This window comes from Brevibacillus reuszeri (genome assembly GCF_001187725.1).
Classification (GTDB): Bacteria; Bacillota; Bacilli; order Brevibacillales; family Brevibacillaceae; genus Brevibacillus; species Brevibacillus reuszeri.
In genome coordinates this window covers 331,099-349,932 of record NZ_LGIQ01000017.1, presented here as the reverse complement: position 1 = coordinate 349,932, position 18,834 = coordinate 331,099, and the positions used below count along the sequence as shown (strand labels likewise).

General features: G+C 47.4%; 17 protein-coding genes. 14 read left to right on the top strand and 3 right to left on the bottom strand.

All coding sequences use genetic code 11. The features are described 5' to 3' along the window. Positions 1 to 161: 161 nt before the first annotated feature. The 6 genes from ADS79_RS33100 to arcC all read left to right on the top strand — a co-directional run bounded on the left by ADS79_RS33100 (position 162) and on the right by arcC (position 7,226). A complete protein-coding gene (locus tag ADS79_RS33100) occupies positions 162 to 770 on the top strand; it encodes an ankyrin repeat domain-containing protein (RefSeq protein WP_049742739.1) in 609 nt (202 codons plus the stop codon). A 7-nt stretch (positions 771 to 777) separates the two neighbouring features. Continuing rightward, positions 778 to 1,680 (top strand): oxamate carbamoyltransferase subunit AllH family protein, encoded by a 903-nt coding sequence (locus tag ADS79_RS33095; protein ID WP_049742738.1) that lies wholly within the window; start codon positions 778 to 780, stop codon positions 1,678 to 1,680. Then, entirely contained in the window at positions 1,662 to 3,206 is a 1,545-nt protein-coding gene (gene fdrA, locus ADS79_RS33090; RefSeq protein WP_049742737.1) for an acyl-CoA synthetase FdrA, read from the top strand. The genes ADS79_RS33095 and fdrA overlap by 19 nt, the downstream gene beginning before the upstream one ends. A gap of 2 nt (positions 3,207 to 3,208) precedes the next feature. After that, entirely contained in the window at positions 3,209 to 4,633 is a 1,425-nt protein-coding gene (locus ADS79_RS33085; RefSeq protein ID WP_049742736.1) for a YlbE family protein, read from the top strand. 143 nt (positions 4,634 to 4,776) lie between these two features. Next, entirely contained in the window at positions 4,777 to 6,258 is a 1,482-nt protein-coding gene (locus ADS79_RS33080; protein WP_049742735.1) for a cytosine permease, read from the top strand. Between the two features lie 17 nt (positions 6,259 to 6,275). After that, positions 6,276 to 7,226, top strand: a complete 951-nt coding sequence (arcC, locus tag ADS79_RS33075) for a carbamate kinase (RefSeq protein ID WP_049742734.1) — start codon at positions 6,276 to 6,278, stop codon at positions 7,224 to 7,226. A 177-nt stretch (positions 7,227 to 7,403) separates the two neighbouring features. On the opposite strand, the gene ADS79_RS33070 is transcribed toward arcC, so the two are convergent. Further along, positions 7,404 to 7,973, bottom strand: a complete 570-nt coding sequence (locus ADS79_RS33070) for an NADPH-dependent FMN reductase (RefSeq protein WP_049742733.1) — start codon at positions 7,971 to 7,973, stop codon at positions 7,404 to 7,406. A 189-nt stretch (positions 7,974 to 8,162) separates the two neighbouring features. Between ADS79_RS33070 and ADS79_RS33065 the strand changes: the two genes are divergently transcribed. Continuing rightward, positions 8,163 to 9,302, top strand: a complete 1,140-nt coding sequence (locus tag ADS79_RS33065; protein WP_049742732.1) for an aminotransferase class V-fold PLP-dependent enzyme — start codon at positions 8,163 to 8,165, stop codon at positions 9,300 to 9,302. A gap of 115 nt (positions 9,303 to 9,417) precedes the next feature. On the opposite strand, the gene ADS79_RS33060 is transcribed toward ADS79_RS33065, so the two are convergent. Then, positions 9,418 to 10,332, bottom strand: a complete 915-nt coding sequence (locus tag ADS79_RS33060) for a TIGR01777 family oxidoreductase (RefSeq protein ID WP_049742731.1) — start codon at positions 10,330 to 10,332, stop codon at positions 9,418 to 9,420. A 137-nt stretch (positions 10,333 to 10,469) separates the two neighbouring features. On the opposite strand from ADS79_RS33060, the gene ADS79_RS33055 reads away from it, so the two are divergent. Further along, the gene (locus ADS79_RS33055; RefSeq protein ID WP_049742730.1) at positions 10,470 to 11,315 is read left to right on the top strand and encodes an NAD-dependent epimerase/dehydratase family protein; all 846 of its coding nucleotides are present in this window, start codon (positions 10,470 to 10,472) and stop codon (positions 11,313 to 11,315) included. Between the two features lie 68 nt (positions 11,316 to 11,383). On the opposite strand, the gene ADS79_RS33050 is transcribed toward ADS79_RS33055, so the two are convergent. Beyond that, complete coding sequence (locus ADS79_RS33050; protein ID WP_141260958.1) at positions 11,384 to 12,415, bottom strand: hypothetical protein; 1,032 nt, start codon at positions 12,413 to 12,415, stop codon at positions 11,384 to 11,386. A 172-nt stretch (positions 12,416 to 12,587) separates the two neighbouring features. Between ADS79_RS33050 and ADS79_RS33045 the strand changes: the two genes are divergently transcribed. The 6 genes from ADS79_RS33045 to ADS79_RS33020 all read left to right on the top strand — a co-directional run bounded on the left by ADS79_RS33045 (position 12,588) and on the right by ADS79_RS33020 (position 18,690). Further along, on the top strand, positions 12,588 to 13,154 hold the full coding sequence (locus ADS79_RS33045; RefSeq protein WP_049742728.1) for an RNA polymerase sigma factor: 567 nt from the start codon (positions 12,588 to 12,590) through the stop codon (positions 13,152 to 13,154). Further along, entirely contained in the window at positions 13,141 to 14,778 is a 1,638-nt protein-coding gene (locus ADS79_RS33040) for a DUF4179 domain-containing protein (RefSeq protein ID WP_049742727.1), read from the top strand. The genes ADS79_RS33045 and ADS79_RS33040 overlap by 14 nt, the downstream gene beginning before the upstream one ends. 157 nt (positions 14,779 to 14,935) lie before the next feature. Next, the gene (locus ADS79_RS33035; RefSeq protein ID WP_049742726.1) at positions 14,936 to 15,643 is read left to right on the top strand and encodes an aspartate/glutamate racemase family protein; all 708 of its coding nucleotides are present in this window, start codon (positions 14,936 to 14,938) and stop codon (positions 15,641 to 15,643) included. Further along, a complete protein-coding gene (locus tag ADS79_RS33030; protein ID WP_049742812.1) occupies positions 15,643 to 15,966 on the top strand; it encodes an antibiotic biosynthesis monooxygenase family protein in 324 nt (107 codons plus the stop codon). The genes ADS79_RS33035 and ADS79_RS33030 overlap by 1 nt, the downstream gene beginning before the upstream one ends. Before the next feature lie 306 nt (positions 15,967 to 16,272). Continuing rightward, positions 16,273 to 17,535: an MDR family MFS transporter gene (locus tag ADS79_RS33025; protein WP_049742725.1), complete on the top strand. Its 1,263-nt coding sequence runs from the start codon at positions 16,273 to 16,275 to the stop codon at positions 17,533 to 17,535. 75 nt (positions 17,536 to 17,610) lie between these two features. Continuing rightward, the gene (locus tag ADS79_RS33020) at positions 17,611 to 18,690 is read left to right on the top strand and encodes an ankyrin repeat domain-containing protein (protein ID WP_049742724.1); all 1,080 of its coding nucleotides are present in this window, start codon (positions 17,611 to 17,613) and stop codon (positions 18,688 to 18,690) included. The last annotated feature ends 144 nt before the right edge of the window (positions 18,691 to 18,834 follow it).

The window sequence follows — 18,834 nt, the reverse complement described above, 5'->3', positions numbered from 1 at the left end:
ACTGAACCTGAGTTTTTTTAGTTTCGATACACAATGACGTTTGCATACTTCCTGTCTAAAATAATGCTGTAAGAATGGTTTACTTGTCTAATTTATTTTCAAGGAAAAGGCGAGTAAGCGAAAAAGACAAGCTTTTGAATACAGGTACATGGAGGGCGAATATGACGGACAAAAGCGTAGTACAGGCATTTCACGATGCTGCAGCCCAAGGAAATATCGATTCACTGAAACAGCATCTGGAGCAAGGCATTGATATCAATGTCAGAAACAGACAAAAGCGCACAGCCATCCTCATTGCTGCAATGAACGACCAGTATGAAGCCGTGCAATTTTTGGTAGACGCAGGTGCAAATGTTGATTTACAGGATGAAACTTGCTTCAATCCGTTCTTGTACGGTTGCATCAACAACAAGCTGGAGCTTGTCAAAATGATGATTCAAGCAAATACAGACATCGATTTGCTCACGCGCTTTGGCGGGGTAGGGATTACGCCTGCAAGTGAAAAAGGTCACGTGGAAATCGTACATGAGCTTTTGACTACGACTGAAATCAATGTGAATCATACCAACATTTGTGGTTGGACGCCACTCATCGAAGCGATCATCCTAAATGACGGCGGAGAAAGACAACAAACGATCATCAAGCTTTTGATTGAGCATGGTGCCAATGTTCACATGGTTGATAAACACGGCGTTCCTCCAATTGAGCTGGCTAGAAGAAAAGGCTACACCGAAATCGAGAAAATCCTTTTGGAAGCGGGAGCGAAGTAATTCCTCCATGCACATTCACGCATTGTCTGGCGATGCCGAGTTTTTGCGGATATTGGCAAGCTCAAGCTTTAGCGGGAAGGTTCACAGTATTTTCGAACGAACGATCAATCTGAAGTGTGATCAAAATGACGAGCTATACACGGTCGCCTGTGATCAACTGGATAACGGGCCGAATACGCTAGTCCTTGATGTAAAGCGTTTTCACGAGATGGGGTTGGAAGTGGGCGACCGCGTTCTTTCACAAGGGCAGACGCTATGGATTGGCAATAAAATAGAAATCGCAGCTACGCAAGCAAAAGAGTGGGAGTGCACACTGCCTCCCTATCCTTCCAACATAGAAACTCTTAAAGTTGATATAGCGTTCATGAAGGAATATATTGCCACTCATGGCAAGTGCGGCGGCATGAAAAGAAATTTCCGACCGTCGACACCGTTTGAAGAGGAAATGTCCACTATGCTCCTGCAGCGATCAGGCTTGCTGCGAGAGGCATTGGCAGCAGGCAAAAGTGAGGATGCTGTGCAGTATGCACTAGGGCTTGTGGGTCTGGGACCAGGATTAACACCTTCTGGTGACGATTTTTTAGTGGGTTTGTTCAGCATAGTGAATATGCCAGGAGCCCCCTATTATTTGTCATGCCATTTTTTAGAAGAAATAGTAACGAAAGCAAAAGTGTTGACGAACGAAATCAGCTACATGATGGTAAAAAAAGCAGTATGCGGACAAGTGCGAGAGTCAGTAGTGAATTTGCTGCTAGCTCTATCCAAGGGCACGGTAGAGGAGCTGCTTAGCGCTTTGGAAAAGGTGCTGGCCATCGGTTCATCTTCAGGAACCGACATGGCACTGGGGCTGGTCTGTGGCTTGGAACTCAATATTGAAGCAGGAGGTAGGGCATGTCTATTAAAGTCGTGATTAAAGAGAGCACGTATTTTGACTCCGTGTCTCTGATGTCGCTTTCGACCAAAGCGAATCAGATTGAAGGCGTAGAGCAAGCAGTTATTGCCATGGGTACAGAAATGAACAAAGAGGTACTGCGCAACGTAGGGCTAATCACACCTGAGCTGGAAGCAGCGAAAACAAGCGATTTGATGATCGTGGTAAAAGCAGCGACCGATGAACTGTGCGAGAGCGCATATGCAGGAATCGAGGAACTGTTCACAAAAAAAAGCGACACCAAAGGCAAAAGCGAGATCAAATACGCAACGATCGATTCTGCGGCAAAATCCATTCCAGAAGCAAATCTGGCTGTTATTTCCGTGAATGGTGCGTTTGCAGCGAGAGAAGCGAGAAAAGCGTTGGAAAACGACCTGCACGTGATGCTGTTCTCAGACAACGTAAGCATCGAGGATGAAATCGCTCTGAAGCAGTTCGCACACGAGAAAGGCCTGTTGATGATGGGACCTGACTGCGGTACCGCGATTATTGGCAACGTAGCACTGTGCTTCGGTAACGCTGTTCGCAAAGGCAACATTGGAATCGTCGGCGCATCCGGTACTGGCAGCCAAGAAGTAAGCGTGCGTATTCACGACTTCGGCGGCGGTATCACCCAGCTGATCGGTACAGGTGGCCGTGATTTGAGCGAGCAAGTAGGCGGCATCATGATGCTGGACGGAATGAAGGCACTGGACGAGGACGAGGCGACAAAAGTAATCGTGCTCATCTCCAAGCCACCGGCACCAAGTGTGGAAGAAAAAGTGCTGGCACAGATCAAAAATTGCAAAAAGCCAGTCGTTGTCTACTTCATCGGCGGAGAAGAAACCGCAGTCGTAGCAGCGGGCGGACATTTTGCCAAAACGACAAAAGAAGCTGCCCTCAAAGCAGTTGTACTGGCAGGTGCCAACGAGGACGAGCTCAACAAGCGTGCACTCAACTGGCCGTTGATCGAGGAAGTACGCGCAAAATTGACACCGGAGCAAAAGTACATTCGCGGATTGTTCTGCGGCGGAACGCTGTGTGATGAAGCGATGTACCTCGCGATGGACACTTATCAAGATGTATACAGCAACATTCAGAAGAAACCAGAATACAAGCTGAAAAACCTGCACGAGAGTATCGCTCATACGTTCCTAGACATGGGTGATGACGATTTCACAAACGGCAAGCCGCATCCAATGATTGACCCATCCACGCGTATCTCCAGATTCTTGCAGGAAGCAAAAGATCCTTCTGTTGGCGTTATTGTGATGGACTTCATTCTTGGCTTTGGTTCTCATGAAGATCCAGTCGGGGTGATGCTGCCGGCGATTATCGAAGCGAAGCAATTGGCAGAAAAGGAAGGCAGACATTTGGAAATCCTCGGCTATGTGATGGGAACCGATCTCGACAGCCCTAAATTCGAGGATCAAGTGCAAAAGCTGATGGACGCAGGCGTGACAATCGCAAGCAGCAGTACCAATGCTGGTCTGCTGGCTAGAGAATTTGTAGCGAAAGGGGTTTAACCATGAGTAAAATCAACGAGCTTTTTACCAGTAAAATTCATGCGATCAACGTAGGGATCGAATTTTTTAAAGATGATATCAAAAAGCAAAATGCTGACGCCATTCATTTGGAATGGAAGCCACCAGGCGGCGGAAAGCCTGAAATCATCAAAGCATTGGACAGCCTGGAAAACGCTACGCTGGAACAAAAAATTGAGGAAGCGAACAAGCTGGCTGTTGAACGAATCATCAATTCCCAGCCTGTACTGATCGGCTACGACCAAGCGATTCATGTCGTTCCAGGTATGACCAAAACAACGATCCTGCACTCGGGTCCGCCAATTACCTGGGATCGCATGTGCGGTGCCATGAGAGGTGCTGTTACCGGGGCGATCGTATTCGAAGGACTGGCAAAAGATATCGAGGAAGCAGAAAAGGTAGCCGCTTCTGGCGAGATTACGTTCTCTCCTTGCCATGAGCACGATTGCGTAGGCTCCATGGCGGGTGTGACTTCCGCTTCTATGTTCATGCACGTGGTGAAAAACAAAACGTATGGCAACATCGCTTACACCAACCTGAGTGAGCAAATGGCGAAAATCTTGCGCATGGGTGCAAACGATGAAAGTGTGATCACTCGTTTGAACTGGATGCGCGACGTATTGGGTCCAATGCTGCGCGATGCGATGAAAATTGCAGGCGAAATCGATTTGCGCCTAATGCTTGCCCAAGCTCTGCACATGGGTGACGAGTGCCACAACCGCAACAATGCAGGAACAAGCCTGTTGATTCAAGCACTGACTCCTTACATTCTGGAGACAGAGTTCACCAAGGAACAAAAGCGTGAAGTATTCGACTTCGTAGCAAGCAGCGACTACTTCTCCGGTCCGACCTGGATGGCGATGAGCAAATGTGCGCTTGACGCAGCGCATGGAATTGAATACTCCACTGTTGTCACAACCATGGCTCGTAACGGTGTAGATTTCGGTATTCGTGTAAGTGGTTTGCCAGGCAATACATGGTTCGTTGGTCCAGCACAAAAAGTAGTTGGACCGATGTTTGCCGGCTACAAACCAGAAGATTCCGGTCTGGATATCGGGGACAGTGCGATCACCGAGACTTATGGAATTGGCGGCTTTGCGATGGCAGCAGCACCAGCGATCGTAGCACTGGTCGGTGGAACGGTTGATGAAGCAATCGGCTATTCTACCAAAATGAAAGAAATCACATTGGGTGAAAATCCAAACGTGACGATTCCACTTTTGAACTTCCAGGGTGTACCTACTGGTATCGATATTCGCCAAGTGGTGCAAACAGGCATCCTGCCGATTATCAACACAGCAATTGCCCATAAGGACGCAGGAATTGGCATGATTGGTGCGGGCATTACGCACCCACCGATGGAAGCGTTTGAAAAAGCGCTGCTTGCATTGAGCGAGAAAATCAGCTAATACCAATTTGCCAGGCTTTCTTCTGTAAAGACTCCGACTTTCGCAGCTTGCATCGGTTATGTGCAGTTGCTGGGAACGAATCATTTCTGTGTATCGCTGCGAGAGTCGAATTTATAGATGATGCCGTAGAAAGGTGAACGAATATGGAGCAAGCGAAGATTGCGATTTCTCATGAAGAACTGAAGTCGTACGGCTATTCAGAGGAAGTTTTGCCAAAAACAGCTGAGACACGAGATTGGGGCGTCTATAACTACGTTACCGTTTGGATGGGCGCTGTGCACAATCTCATGTCATATATGACAGTAGCTGGTTTCTTTGTGCTCGGACTTTCCGTTCCACAAGTTTTGTGGGCAGTTATGACTGCTGCCATCATCGTTTCGATCGGCTATGTATTGAACGGCTATGCAGGAACGAAATATGGAATAGGGTATTCGATGCTGTTGCGAAGCTCCTTTGGCGTAAAAGGGTCAATCATTCCTGCCGTATGTCGCGGGCTAATTGCTGGTGTTGTGTTTTTCGGAACAAAAACGATTATTGGTGCACAATCGTTTAATGTCATTTTTACAAAAATATTCCCTGGCTATATGGATTTGCTCCCAGGGTTTGATTTCCTTGGATTAGATTTCCCGACTCTTCTTTCCTTTGTGATCCTGTGGGTCATTACGGTTGGATTGTTCCTGGGTGGAATGAAAATTCTCAGCTTGTTTAGCAAATGGTCTTCACCGATCATCTATATTTTCATCGTTGGCGCAGCGATTTGGGCGATCAATGTGGCTGGCGGATTTGGTCCGATCCTAGCCTATGTTCCTGCCAAACCTATCGAAAATTGGCTCGTATTTATCGCGTGTGTAAGTGCATTGGTATCAAACTGGGGTGGCCCTATTGTAAACATTGCAGACCTTACTCAAAGAGCAAAAACACCAAAGGCTCCGCTGGTGGGTTTACCGCTGGGGATGATTGTATCCTATATCCTATTTGCGATTACGTCAGTAGGATTGTTGGTTGGAACACAAATCGCGTTTGGCTTAACTAATTTTGATGTAGTAGCCGCGATTGATCAAATTGGTAATCCTGTTGCCGTGATTATCTTATTGCTGGCACTGAATATAGGTTCGACTAGCTATGTTGTGTTTGGTAATCTACTCCCATCTGGTTTACAGATGACCGCGCTTTTTCCAAAAATATTTAGTGTAAAATCAGCGGCTATCGTAACCGCCATTCTAGGGACCCTCATTTTGCCTTGGAAGCTGGTGAATGGAACAGCAGCGCTGTATATGTTCTATAGCTTTATAGGTTCCATGTACGGACCTATTACAGGGATCATGCTGGTCAGCTTTTTCATTGAACGAAAAAGGAAGCTCGACTTATCTGCAATCTACGTGAAGCCAGGTGAAAACGGGGAGTACAAAAACGGATTTAATATGACGGCATGTGGCGTCTTGATCGTCAGCTTTATGATTACGCTATCCGGCGCTTTCTTGCCGAATGTGATGGTGCTGGCTACGATCAGTAAGTCTGCATTCATTAGCGGGTTGATCATATCAAGCGTCTTGTACGCCCTTTGCTTCAAATTAAATAAACCGAGCAACAACGAAAAGAAAGATACACTTGCGAGAGTATCATGACAAAAGGAGTCAGTTCAGTGGAAAAATTAGTTATAGTTGCAATCGGAGGAAATTCATTGGTTAAGGATAATGGTCGCAATACCATTCAAGACCAATACGAGGCCGTGTGTGAAACGGCGGTAAATATCGCTGATATGGTTCAAGAGGGATACAATGTTGTCGTGACTCATGGAAACGGGCCGCAGGTTGGATTTGCTCTTCAAAGATGCGAAATTGCGAACGAAGTGGCAGAGATGCCTATTGTCCCACTGGTGAATTGCGTTGCAGATACACAGGGGGGAATCGGATACCAGATCCAGCAAGCTTTAACAAACGAGTTTGCCAAAAGAGGAATCCATAAAAAAGTGGCTAGCGTAATCACACAGGTTGAAGTTAGCAGTGAAGACCCGAACTTCCAGAATCCAACAAAGCCGGTCGGCTCCTTTTTTACGCTGGAGCAGACAGAGGAAATGCAAAAAGAACATGTGGATTGGGTGTTTATCGAAGATTCTGGTCGCGGGTACAGAAGAGTCGTTTCTTCGCCAAAGCCGATTGACATTGTAGAAAAAGACGCGATCAAATCGTTGCTTGAAGCGGGATATGTGGTGGTCGCTGTTGGTGGAGGCGGTATCCCGGTTGTGAAAACAAGTGAAAATACGTATGAGGGCATCGATGCCGTCATTGACAAAGATTTTGCTACCAGCTTGCTGGCAGAGCAAATCGATGCAGAGACGCTGATCATTACCACAGGTGTTCCACAGGTATGCATCAACTTCGGCAAACCAAATCAAAAGTCACTGGAGCGTATCACTGTCGAGGAAACCAAGCAATATGTGGCTGAAGAGCATTTTGCAAAAGGCAGCATGCTGCCAAAAATCGAGGCTAGCTTGAGCTTTTTAGAGAAAAATGGGACAAGTGTAATTATCACCAATCCCGAAAGTCTAAAAGATGCGATTATGAACAAAGCAGGGACACATATTGTGAAATAAGTATGTTTAAGCTGTATCAAAATTTGTTTACCTATTTTCATAACCTGCAGAAGTGGTAAGAATCTATATCACGGATCCGCAACTATTGGAATCGTCTCGACCTGGGGTAATAAGCTTAAGCTGCCGTACTACTACGGCAGCTTTTTTGTTCCGCTCTCGAATCTGTTAGACCCATTCTCAGTTGTCGTGTTTGTACGCTTCATGCTTGAGGAGACAAGCTTGTTCAAGCTCTTGAAGCACTGCTAATAACTCTTGCTTTAGCTCTGCATCCGTAATCGCTCCATCACTATTCATCTTCATCGTGATGTGCGGTATGATCAATGTTCCTTTTTCTACAATCTCAGCATTGATCATGTTAAGTGTGAGCAGAAGCGAAGCATGAGCTTTATCACCGCCCATTGGGGACGGAGAGGCACTGATTACCGCTGTAGGCTTATTCATGATCACAGTTGTAGATACAAGCCAATCCAAAGCGTTTTTTAACACACCAGGCACACCGTTCCCATATTCAGGTGTACAGAAAAGCACACCATCTGCCTCCATCAGTTGTTTCCTTAGTTCTCTTACCGGCGCAGGTCCTTCATCAACATCAATGTCAGGGTTAAAATGCGGAAGATCACCCAATCCTTCATAGATGTTACATTTCATACTTTCTGGGGCTAATCCGATGATTGCATTCATTAATGCTGTATTAGAAGACTTTTGGCGTAAACTCCCTGAAATAGCCAAGAGCTTTATTCCATTCATTCAAACCATCTCGTTTCCTCTGTATTTAAATGTTGGTCAGGCGAGGTCATACATGATTCGCATCAAATAGCGAAACAGCATATTTTTTACCAAATTGAGCAAATTGTAAAATACTTTACTGTTTTGTCCGCAGCACATCCTGTATGGTGAAGATATCAAAGCAGTACGCCATAGAAAAGAGGGATGATTATGTCGTTTCCATTTGCCAGAGAACGAGAGTATTTTCCGATTTTACAAGAAAAAATTCAGTTGTCCAGTTGCTCGCAAAGTGCCTTGAGCAAGCAAGTAGAGGCAGCCATTGAGGAATATACCGAAACGCTTCGCCATACGGGCATGGATTGGATGCTGTGGATGGAAAAGGTAGGGGTGGCGAAGGCAGAGTTTGCTAAATTGATTAACGCTGAACTGGATGAAATCGCTGTTCTGTCATCTGTCTCCGACTGTGCTTCTTCTGTAGCCAGTGCGCTGGATTTCACAGGGGAACGCTCCAAAATTGTCACAACAGAAATAGATTTCCCAAGCCTCGGTCATGTGTGGCTCGCCCAGCAAAAACGAGGCGCTACCATCCGGTTTATTCCCGAAGTCAACCATTGCATTCCACTAGTGTACTATAGTGAAAGCGTAGATGAACAGACCTTGATTACCTCGATCCCTCACGTGTCGTACTACAATGGATTCAAGCAGGATTTGGCGCAAATTGCAGCGATTGTTCACGAAAAAGGGTCCTACTTATTTGTAGATGCCTATCAATCGGCTGGCGGGGTAGCGATCGATGTCAAGAAAACAGATGTCGATTTTCTCACCGCGGGCTCACAGAAGTTCATGCTGGGCATCCCGGGAATCGCGTTTCTCTATGTAAAGAAAGAGCTGGCAGAAAAGCTGGAGCCTACCGTTACAGGGTGGTTCGGTCGTGTAAACCCTTTTGCATTCGATGGCAAGCTCCTGGATTTTGCCGAAGGGGCGCGGCGCTTTGAAACGGGGACGCCACCGATGATCAACGGCTTTGCAGCTGCGGCGGCGATCCAGCTCCTGAACGAAATTGGAGTAGAACGTATTGAGACGTATTTGGAAACGTTGTCTCAGACCGCCATTACCTATGCACAGGAAAAAGGATTAAAGGTCATGAGTCCAACCGATATCAGCCAAAAAGCGTCGAATACAGCAATTTATATTCCGCAAGCGTCGAAAGCGGAAGCGATTTTGAAAGAAAAAGGAATCATCGTCTCTGCCCGTAATGATGTCATTCGCATCGCCCCCCATTTCTACAATACCGAGCAAGAAGTGATAGCCGCGATTGATGCGTTGGTGAAGCTTCCTGCAAACCTGTAGGAGAGGCTTGGTGTGCATCAACGGTGCTATGCACCTCTTGGGGAAAACAGCGTAATCAAGAAGCGAGAGTTGCTAGATTCGAGTCTGCCTGACTTTTTGGCAGGCTCTTTTCACTTTAGTCCTGGACCAAGTCATATAGCGCTGTTTTCAAATCGGAGTGGGCAAAGGCAAACCCGTGGTCCAAAAGCTTTTGGGGAAGACAATTTCTCCCGGTCAAGGCAAGGCTCGGGTCTGTTCTCATGATAAGATAGGCACCGATCCAAACAAAAGGGGTTGGAGTGGGAGGTGCCCAGCCTTTGTTCATTACACTCCGCAGAGTAGACATGAATTCCTTGTTCGTAACCGGTGTCGGTCCTGTTGCATTGAAAATGCCGCTCAGTCGCTCGTCCTCGATCGCAGCGAGAAACATCTGATTCAGATCATCGATGTGCAGCCAGCTAATAAATTGAGTTCCTGCGCCAACAGTACCGCCTAGCCGATAACGGGCGAGATGGACAAGCGGCTCCAGCGCCCCGCCATTTTTTCCCAGTGCAAAGCCGATCCGCAGCAATACCTTCCGTGTCTGCGGCAGTTCACGTGCGAAAAAGGCCTTTTCCCACTGCTGACAAACCTCTACGGAAAACCCGGAGCCATGCGGGGATTCCTCTGTACATTTCTCTCTGGTGTCACCGAAAATCGCAAGCGAGCCTGCCTGGATGAAAACAGGTGGCGGATGCTCACAGTCAGCAATCACATCAGTGAGGATCTGAACAGAATCAAGCCGTGAGCGAATAATTTCTTCTCTGTTTTTCTTCGTATAAAGACAATTGACACTTTTTCCTGTGAAGTTGACTACCGCTCGGCAGCCCTCTATCTCTTTGGTCCAGGCCCCGTGGCTTGCGCCATCCCACTGAACATAGCGAATCTGATCACGGACATGTGACGCTCCTCTGGTAAGAATTACGATCTTGTATCCTTTTTCCTGTAAAAATGTCGCAAGCGCCTTGCCTAAAAATCCGGAGCCTCCTGCAAGAACGATGGTTTGATTCATAAGATAACCCCTCCCTCTATCAGAACTTTTTATATGACGCTGGGGGGAACATAGGCGTTATAATGGTTATTGTACTGGATAATACAGGAAAAATATAGGCAGCTTGTGGCTAAAGGAAGGGAGAGCGGGGAGAGCGTATGAAGAAACGACGGGTGCTGCTGCTTGGTGGAAGTGGCTATTTGGGCGCACAGATTTATGATTGTCTGAGGCAGGATGGAGAAAATGAGGTGCTTGCTACCTGCTTTTCAGCGGGACAAGCAAACCATTTGATCCGACTGGATGTGACGGACGAACCTTCTTTTGTACAGCTTTTACAGGAGTTTTCCCCGGATGTCGTCATTTGGGCTTTGATGAGCAGTATGGATGAGCAGGTGATGATCAAAAGCGGAATCAGTACGCTGCTTGCACATTTGCGGGAAGAGAGTAAAGTCATTTACATATCCTCTGATGGCATTTTTGGACAAGGTACCGGGGCATTTGCTGAGGAGGATGAGGTAGTGCCGCTAGATGAGCGTAATCCGCTGGCGCCTTATTCCCGTGCGAAGCAGATGGGGGAGGAGCTTGTTCAAAAGCGTCATGGCAACCATGTGATCGCAAGAATCGGTCCCATTTATGGCTGCAACTCAGCTGGAAAATGGGATAAGAGAGTGGCCTCCATGCAGACAGAGCTTGTAGCAGGGCGAGAAATTACGCGTTCTGGAAATTTGTACAAAACATTCGTTCATGTGGAGGATCTTGGCTTGTCTATCTGTGAACTTGCAGCAGGGGCGTTCACGGGTACACTTCATCTGGGGCCATCAGCTAAAGAGAGCTACTATTCCTTTTTCCGAAAGCTGGCGGCAGCACTAGGGCTGAACGTCAATCTGATCAAAGAGAACCGCTTATCCGAAGAGGAAGCCCGTGAGCGTGGAGTACCCCTGGATACTTCCCTGGATACCCGTATGGCAAGTAGGTTGCTGCATACACGTTTTCGTCAGGCGTAATGAAAGATTATGCGCACAAAAAAACCGCAAGTCAAAATCGACTTGCGGTGTACACACGTGGCGGCTCCTTATTTGATCGAGCTCGCGATTTTCATCAGCTCTTCATAAGGGAGCTCGCTAATCAGCTTGTATACGACCCCTTCTTCAGGCTCCCATAGAAAACCGTTAAAATGTGTTAGTTCTGGATTACTCAAACTCCATCCCTTTAGTTTGAAGGTATAGGCCTTGCCATTCTGAAACGGGATCATTTCTCCGTTTGGATTCGGGTAATCGATCAGAGGCACCGAGTTGTACTCATCTTCTGCACTGTTCTTTTTGATTTCAATATCCAGGAAAGCATTGAGGTCAGCAGTATCATACATGATGAGTACATGTTCTTCCCCTCTGGATATCGCATAAGAAATATTCCCGGGTTCCCCGTTCGCCGGGTAGGCGGGGAGCTTGATCGGAACTCCGAGCATCTCCGAGGCTTTCTCTACAGTCAAATTGTTAACGCTCTTGAAGCCTGGTGTAAGAGTGGCCTTTTTAATTGTTGAATAATCCCCTTTTCCCATCGAATCGGCTATTTTCCTCAGCTCTCCTGCTTCTTCTGAGCTAGCAATTAAATAGATGACTCCCTTTTCTTCTTCCCACAAGAAAACATTCCGATCACCAAACGGCTCCTTATTTTGACCGACGAATCCTTTTCCTTTTGAAAAAGTCGTTTCCTTCAATCCAGCAGACTCTTTTGCTATGTCCCCTTTGAACATTTTTATATAGATCGGCTGTTTTTTCTTAGCGTGAAAGGTAACCCAAGCGCTCTGATCTTTTGGAGCGTAGGACACACCTGTTATATAGTAATCATCCTCCGGGGGAATGTACCCTGGAAAGTGAATAGGAAAGCCAACCAGCTCGGCGGCCCTTTCTGGAGTGAGGCTGGTATAATCCTCCTCGGCCTCTTCGGTTTGGTTTGCTTGCTGCGTTTGATTGGAGGTAGCTGTCTGATTGGTTGTCGATGTCGCCTGGTTTCCTACTGCTATCGCTTGTGATGCTGGAGTAAATCCGGTACTTAAAAGCATGGCAGTCGCCCATACACATAAGGCTTGATTCCGTTTTTTCATTTTCTTCCCATTCCTTTCTTTTTTCGCCTTCATTCATTCCTACCGCAGAAGTAATCAAAATCTTTCTGAAGAAAAAATATTTTGGAAATGGTGTAAGATGATGAAAGATTTGGAAGATGAGTTGGGTAGTACCTAATAGGGGAACCTGACTGTTTTTTCATGGAGGTGTCGAATGAAGGATGATAACCAGTGCGTGAGAGAGGTGTTGGCGGGGAATAAGGACGCTTATGGCTTTCTCATCCACAAATACAAGGACAAAATCTACACGCTGCTGCTCAGAATGATCCACAATAACCAGGATGCCCAGGACTTGACTCAGGAGTGTTTCATCAAGGCTTATCATTACTTGCACAGCTTTGATTCAGAGCGCAAATTTTCATCATGGCTGTACAGAATCGCGACGAATCTCTGTCTCAATGCGATCCAAGCGCGACAAAAAAATCTCCGGCATCCTGTCGAGTGGGATGATGAATGGCTCGTCGATGAGGACAGTCCCGAAACGATTTTGCTGCAAAAGGAGCACATCACAGAGATCAGGGAAGTCGTTGAAGAGCTACCTGAGCCATATCGACTTGTGCTGTTGCTCCGCTATCTGGAAGACATGAGCTATCAAGAGATGAGCACAGTTCTGGAAGTGCCGATCAGCACCATACAGGTTAGACTGCATCGGGCCAAATTGAAGCTGCGCATGCGGTTCCAAAGCTCGTGGGAAGGGGGGAGAACGAATGAAGTGCGCTGACTGCCAAAAGTATTTGCCCCTCTATTTGGACAATGAGTGTGAGCCTCGGGAAAAAGAAAGCATAAAAGCTCATCTCGAAACCTGCGAGGCATGCCGTAACATCCGCAACCGTCTGCAGAAGGAAGCAGAGGCGATATCTGAAGCGATCGGCATGGAGCGATTGCCTGATTCCTTTACTCGTTCGATCCTTGAGCAATTGGAACCGTATCCAGTGGTCCAGCAGCCTCAAACCGAAGCTGTGCAGGAAGTAGCATCTGCTCCGCTCCGCAAGCGAAGAAACGTCTTCTGGAAACGAGCACTCGTGGCTGCATGTGCTGTCGTTATCCTCAGTATCACTGCAGGCGCTTTGATTTCGCCAGCTTTTGCCGCCTATATATCCTCGTTTATCAGCCGGATTGGCGGGGAGTTCGGACTGAAACGGGCCGCAGAGCAAGGCTTCAATACTCCGGTCAACCAGTCTGTCACCGATCAGGGGATCACGTTGGAAATAAAAGATATCGTAGCTGACCAGACCAGGCTCGTGGTGTCCTATGTACTAAAAGATGAAAGTGGAAACGTGCTGCCGAATTTGGTTATTCGCTACTATGAGGAGAATCGGATTTATTTGACGGACGGTGCCGGAAACATGATTAGCCATAAACCACATGGTTTATCCCAAGGAGCGGGATATGCGGATTTGTTGTTCATGCTGAAAAAACCGCCAAATGATCTGATTGTTCACTTCGAAATGGTCAATTTGAAACCGGCGGCGCTCAAACAGGGCAATTGGAAGCTTGATGTACCGGTTAATTTGGAGAAGAGTATACAAGCTACAAAATTCATTCCGGTTGAAGGGGAGGCTGCCTCTTTCCATGGAATCGATTTGGACTTCGAGGGAGTGACGTATGGCCCCAGTGCGACTCGCTTCGTTGTAGCGACACGTCGGACAGCAGAAGAAAAAGAGCACATCGAAAAGCTCACGGATCCAGGGGGAGCTTTGGAGGGAACGTCGGTTGGGGATTATAGGCTCCACTATCGAATTGAGGATGAGGCAGGGGCGGTGATCACCAGTCAGACAAACCCTGGCGGCAATCGCCACATTTATTTCTCGCCTGGGTACAGTTACCCGCTTGAAGAAGGTGGAGACGGTGCATGGCGCTGGTATGGAGCATTTGTCCCCTCAGTAGCCGAGGAAAAATTGTGGTTTGTGCTCGAGGCGATCGAGAAAACGGAGCAGGCCGATTTGTTGATTCCTTTCCGTCCAGCCGATTTGGCAAGCAACCCTGTCACCAAGCAGGATGACAAGTTTTCAAGTATATTTACGATCAAGCGTATGGAAAAAGGAACGGACCCGACGACGAATGAATCGGTTTGGCTCATTTCTTTAACCGGGAAAATGCTCGAATCAGATTATCCACGATGGAAGCTCTATGATGAGGTTGGTAAGACCTATGAAGTGCGTACAGATTATTCAACGTCCGTTGTCAGCGGGAGCATAGACAGTGAAATAAATGAGCTCGAGCAGACGCTGATTGTAACAGGACTTTCTACGCTGCCTGATCAGTTGACTCTGTCTTTGCAAACAGCGCAAAAACGATACACCGATATCAATTGGAAGGTAGCCATTCCGCCGAATACGCCTTAATCCAACGGCTGAAAAATACAATAGCAGATGCCTCGGGTGCTGAAATCCAGCACCATCCGAGGCCATCTTTGTTTCGTAGACAACAGGAAAAAGCAGCGTTCACAACGAAAAAGGAACATACAGCAACCATTGCAGCCAAAGGAGAGAACGACAAACTATGAAAACGATTGGGTTAATCGGGGGAATGAGCTGGGAATCTTCACTTGTCTATTATCGTCTTCTCAATGAAGAAGTAAAGGCTCGGTTGGGTGGGCTCCATTCTGCCAAATGCGTGCTGTACTCGGTTGATTTCGCCGAAATTGAACGCCTGCAGCGCGAAGCAAGATGGGAAGAAGCAGGACAAGCGATGGCGAAAGCAGCGAGAAGCCTGGAGGCAGCAGGTGCTGATTTGATCGTTCTTTGCACCAATACGATGCACAAGCTGACATCTGCCATTGAGGAAGCGACGAAGCTGCCCTTTTTGCATATTGCCGATGCGACAGCAGCAGCTATCCTGGAAAAAGGACATAAACGTGTTGCGCTACTCGCCACCCGTTTTACGATGGAACAAGATTTTTATACAGGAAGGCTCCGCGATGTGCATGGCTTCGAGGTATTGCTTCCAAACGAAGAAGAACGCAACAGCGTCCATGAGATCATCTATCATGAGCTTTGTGTCGGAGTCATTCGCGAGGAATCCAAGCAGCGGTACGTCCAAATCATTGAACGCTTGGTAGAGCAAGGGGCAGAGGCGGTGATCCTGGGCTGTACAGAGATCGGGTTGTTGATCTCGGCAGAGGATAGTCCAGTTCCGGTTTTTGATACGACGGCGATTCATGCACGGATCGCGGTTGAAGCGGCTCTCGAAGATGAGGTGCAGGCATGATGGAGAACTTCGCCAAAACACCAGCACCTCCGTACTATGCCGTGATCTTTTCGTCACAGCGAACAGAAGGCGATCAAGGCTATGGAGAAATGGCAGATCGCATGGTAGAGCTGGCGACTGGTCAGCCGGGCTTTCTTGGAGTGGAAAGCGTTCGGGATGCATCTGGCTTTGGCATTACGGTTTCCTACTGGTCCTCGCTTGTAGCGATCCGGGATTGGAAGCGTGACGAGGAGCACCGGGCAGCTCAGGAAAAAGGCAGAGAAATGTGGTACGGCTATTACATTACTCGCATTTGCAAGGTGGAACGGGATTATACGCTGTAGGCCGCCTACCCGCATAGGAGGGTAGACGTTGGTCCAAACACCAAAAAAGACGCTCCCGAAAAGGAGCGTCTTTCATCATTTTAAAGTCACTATAGAACAAGCGTTCGTTTCTTGTGTCAGTCCAAATAGGGAGTCGTATTTTCAACTTTCATATTATTAGTATAACTCACGCGTGATTATAAGTCTATATTTTGTCAGGGGAATGCTTTACAGTTTGATTACCCGGCCGGGAACTTTTGTGTTCATGTTACGCATTTCAATTTCAATAGAGTATGTGCCGTTTTGCGTACAAAGGGGAGGGTATCGATGCAGCTACGGCTATGGGATCACAATCTGAGGGTCCGGTTAATCGGGGAAGCATTGTTCAACATGCTATTTTGGATGTATTTTCCGTTTATAACCGTCTATTTCGGAACAGCGTTAGGCAATCATTTGGCAGGTATGTTAATGACGATCCCTCCACTCTTCAGCCTAGTGGGCAGTCTGCTTGGAGGAGCTTTGGCGGATCGGCTGGGAAGACGCCCAGTCATGCTGCTGGGAGCTTTTCTCCAGATGGCGATGTTCGTCCTGTTTGCAGTATCTGCATCACACTGGGTGGATTATATCGCGTTTATCGGTCTTGGTCTGGGAGGAGCGATCTATCGGCCAGCGAGCGCCGCGATGGTTGCTGACCTGGTCTTGCCAGAGAACCGTCGAGAAATCTTTGCTACCTTTACGACAGCGAACAACATCGGTGCCGTGCTTGGTCCCGCACTCGGAGCCATTTTCTTTTTCCATTACCGGCAAGAGCTATTGTGGACTTGTGCGTTGGTGCTGCTCTTGTATTTGATTGCGATCTTTATCATGGTTCGCGAAACGATGCCAGTGGTAACGAATAATACGCAGACTGGAGCTTCAATTCGCGATGTCTTCAAGGAACAGTGGAGGGGATATGGAATCATTTTTCGCGATAAAGTGTTTCTCGTCTATACGCTGGCAGGCATCTGTGCGCTCGTGCCGATCATGCAGCTCGATCTTTACTTGCCCGTCTACATCATTCATGAGGTTCCGGCTCAAGCGCTTTTTACCTGGAAGGATGCTTCGCTGATGCTCACAAGCACTGAGATATTCGGCTGGATACTCGGGTTTAACGGTCTATTGTTTGTCTTGTTCATCCTGCCCGTAACAAAATGGCTCCATCACTGGAAGGAGCGCGATGTATTCATACTGTCATCACTGTTGTCCGGGGCTGGTACCTTTGCGCTTGGACTTAGCACGCATATCTGGTTTTTATTTTTGTGTACGATCATCTTTACCTTTGGGGAGATGATGCGCTCTCCAGTGACACAGAGCTTTATCAGCCGCTATGCTCCGGAAAATGCAAGAGGACAGTATATGGGAGCTGACAGCCTGCAACCCACCATTGGTAAATTTTTGGCCCCAGTCACCGTCTTTTTGTCCAGCTGGGTGTCACCTCTGGGAATCTTCACCCTCATTTTGCTTTTTGCTGTCATCAGTGTCGTGCTATATAGCCAATTGTTTCGAATGTATCTAGAGAAACCAACGACAACGGATCAATTATCAGGATGAGTCTTTGGTTCTGTTGTTTTCTACCAAGTGTTTTTTTATAATTTTCGTAAGATTTTAGATTGTGGAGGGGAATCGATGATCAAGCTGAAAGATATCGGGAGGTTCGAGGAGCTTCCGGAGATCGCGCTACACATATATGAAGGAAATATTATGGCCCTGCAGGCTGCCATTGCTGCGGGCTGGGACATCGAGGAAGGCCTCGTTCTGAGCAAGTACACCACGTTAAGTCCGATAGATCTGGCGCTTCTATCGGAAAAACTGGAAGTGGTAAAGCTGCTGGTAGAACATGGGGTCAATCTGAATGTCCAGCGCAATCCTGCGTTTTTGAACGCGGTTCGCTATTGCAAGGAAGACATCGTTCGCTACGTAGCAGCGCAAGGCGCCAGGCTGGACATGCATAACCAGGTCGGCTCAGGCGCTTATTCGGAGGCCTACTATGGTAACAAAAACAACATCCCGCTTATTCATGAACTGGGATTGGATGTTAAGCAGCATGGTGGAGCCGTATTGCGCAAGGCCGTGTCGGATCACGATCGAAAGACGATTGCGTATTTACTTGATCAAGGAGTGGACATTAATTATAATCAGCCAGATATGGTCTATCCTTATTGTGCGACTCCGTTAACCGTAGCAGCGCGTATGGGGAATATTGGGCTGGTAAAATATTTGATTGAACACGGCGCAGACGTTACGCTAGCCGAAAAAGACGGGGAGAGAGCGTATACGATTGCTGTCAGTAACAAAAATGCACCACTGGCAGACTATTTAAAATCGCTTGAGCCGCCAGCATTTCACGACGTGGAAAACAAAAAGGTTGAGCTGAAAAAGTATAAACTGACAGATGAGCTGATCAGTTTTCTTACAGGAGACAAGCTGCGCCTGGAGTTGGCTCCCAATGAGTATGAAATCGATTATATTGACTTTTTTGCGCTGGCCGATACCATCGAGCTGAAAGTTGGTAGACAAAAATACCTGCGCCTGTCTGCCGACATCGATAACTACTCCCACCTGCAGCTCGTGTGGAATCCAAAGAAAAAAGGCCAGGTCGGCTGCTATGACATCGAGCATAAAGAGTATGCCGATTTGTGCAGCTTTTCAGCGTTTCTCGAAAAGCCAGAGGTGTATCTGGTCAAGTTTATGGAAGGCGAATTGTAAAATGGCATAAGAAGACCGCTATCTGTCTTGCCCCTGGTGAGGGTTTGTACAGAAGCGGTTTTTTATGTTCCATGTATTGTCCTTCTGATCTCAAAAAACTCTTTTTGTGTATTCATGCAACGCGGACCACCAATAGCTAGTGAG

Coding starts and splice junctions, on each gene's coding strand:
- ADS79_RS33100 (WP_049742739.1), top strand. CDS start 162: ATGACGGACAAAAGCGTAGTACAGGCATTTCACGATGCTGCAGCCCAA.
- ADS79_RS33095 (WP_049742738.1), top strand. CDS start 778: ATGCACATTCACGCATTGTCTGGCGATGCCGAGTTTTTGCGGATATTG.
- fdrA (WP_049742737.1), top strand. CDS start 1,662: ATGTCTATTAAAGTCGTGATTAAAGAGAGCACGTATTTTGACTCCGTG.
- ADS79_RS33085 (WP_049742736.1), top strand. CDS start 3,209: ATGAGTAAAATCAACGAGCTTTTTACCAGTAAAATTCATGCGATCAAC.
- ADS79_RS33080 (WP_049742735.1), top strand. CDS start 4,777: ATGGAGCAAGCGAAGATTGCGATTTCTCATGAAGAACTGAAGTCGTAC.
- ADS79_RS33070 (WP_049742733.1), bottom strand. CDS start 7,973: ATGAATGGAATAAAGCTCTTGGCTATTTCAGGGAGTTTACGCCAAAAG.
- ADS79_RS33065 (WP_049742732.1), top strand. CDS start 8,163: ATGTCGTTTCCATTTGCCAGAGAACGAGAGTATTTTCCGATTTTACAA.
- ADS79_RS33060 (WP_049742731.1), bottom strand. CDS start 10,332: ATGAATCAAACCATCGTTCTTGCAGGAGGCTCCGGATTTTTAGGCAAG.
- ADS79_RS33055 (WP_049742730.1), top strand. CDS start 10,470: ATGAAGAAACGACGGGTGCTGCTGCTTGGTGGAAGTGGCTATTTGGGC.
- ADS79_RS33050 (WP_141260958.1), bottom strand. CDS start 12,415: ATGAAAAAACGGAATCAAGCCTTATGTGTATGGGCGACTGCCATGCTT.
- ADS79_RS33045 (WP_049742728.1), top strand. CDS start 12,588: ATGAAGGATGATAACCAGTGCGTGAGAGAGGTGTTGGCGGGGAATAAG.
- ADS79_RS33040 (WP_049742727.1), top strand. CDS start 13,141: ATGAAGTGCGCTGACTGCCAAAAGTATTTGCCCCTCTATTTGGACAAT.
- ADS79_RS33035 (WP_049742726.1), top strand. CDS start 14,936: ATGAAAACGATTGGGTTAATCGGGGGAATGAGCTGGGAATCTTCACTT.
- ADS79_RS33030 (WP_049742812.1), top strand. CDS start 15,643: ATGGAGAACTTCGCCAAAACACCAGCACCTCCGTACTATGCCGTGATC.
- ADS79_RS33025 (WP_049742725.1), top strand. CDS start 16,273: ATGCAGCTACGGCTATGGGATCACAATCTGAGGGTCCGGTTAATCGGG.
- ADS79_RS33020 (WP_049742724.1), top strand. CDS start 17,611: ATGATCAAGCTGAAAGATATCGGGAGGTTCGAGGAGCTTCCGGAGATC.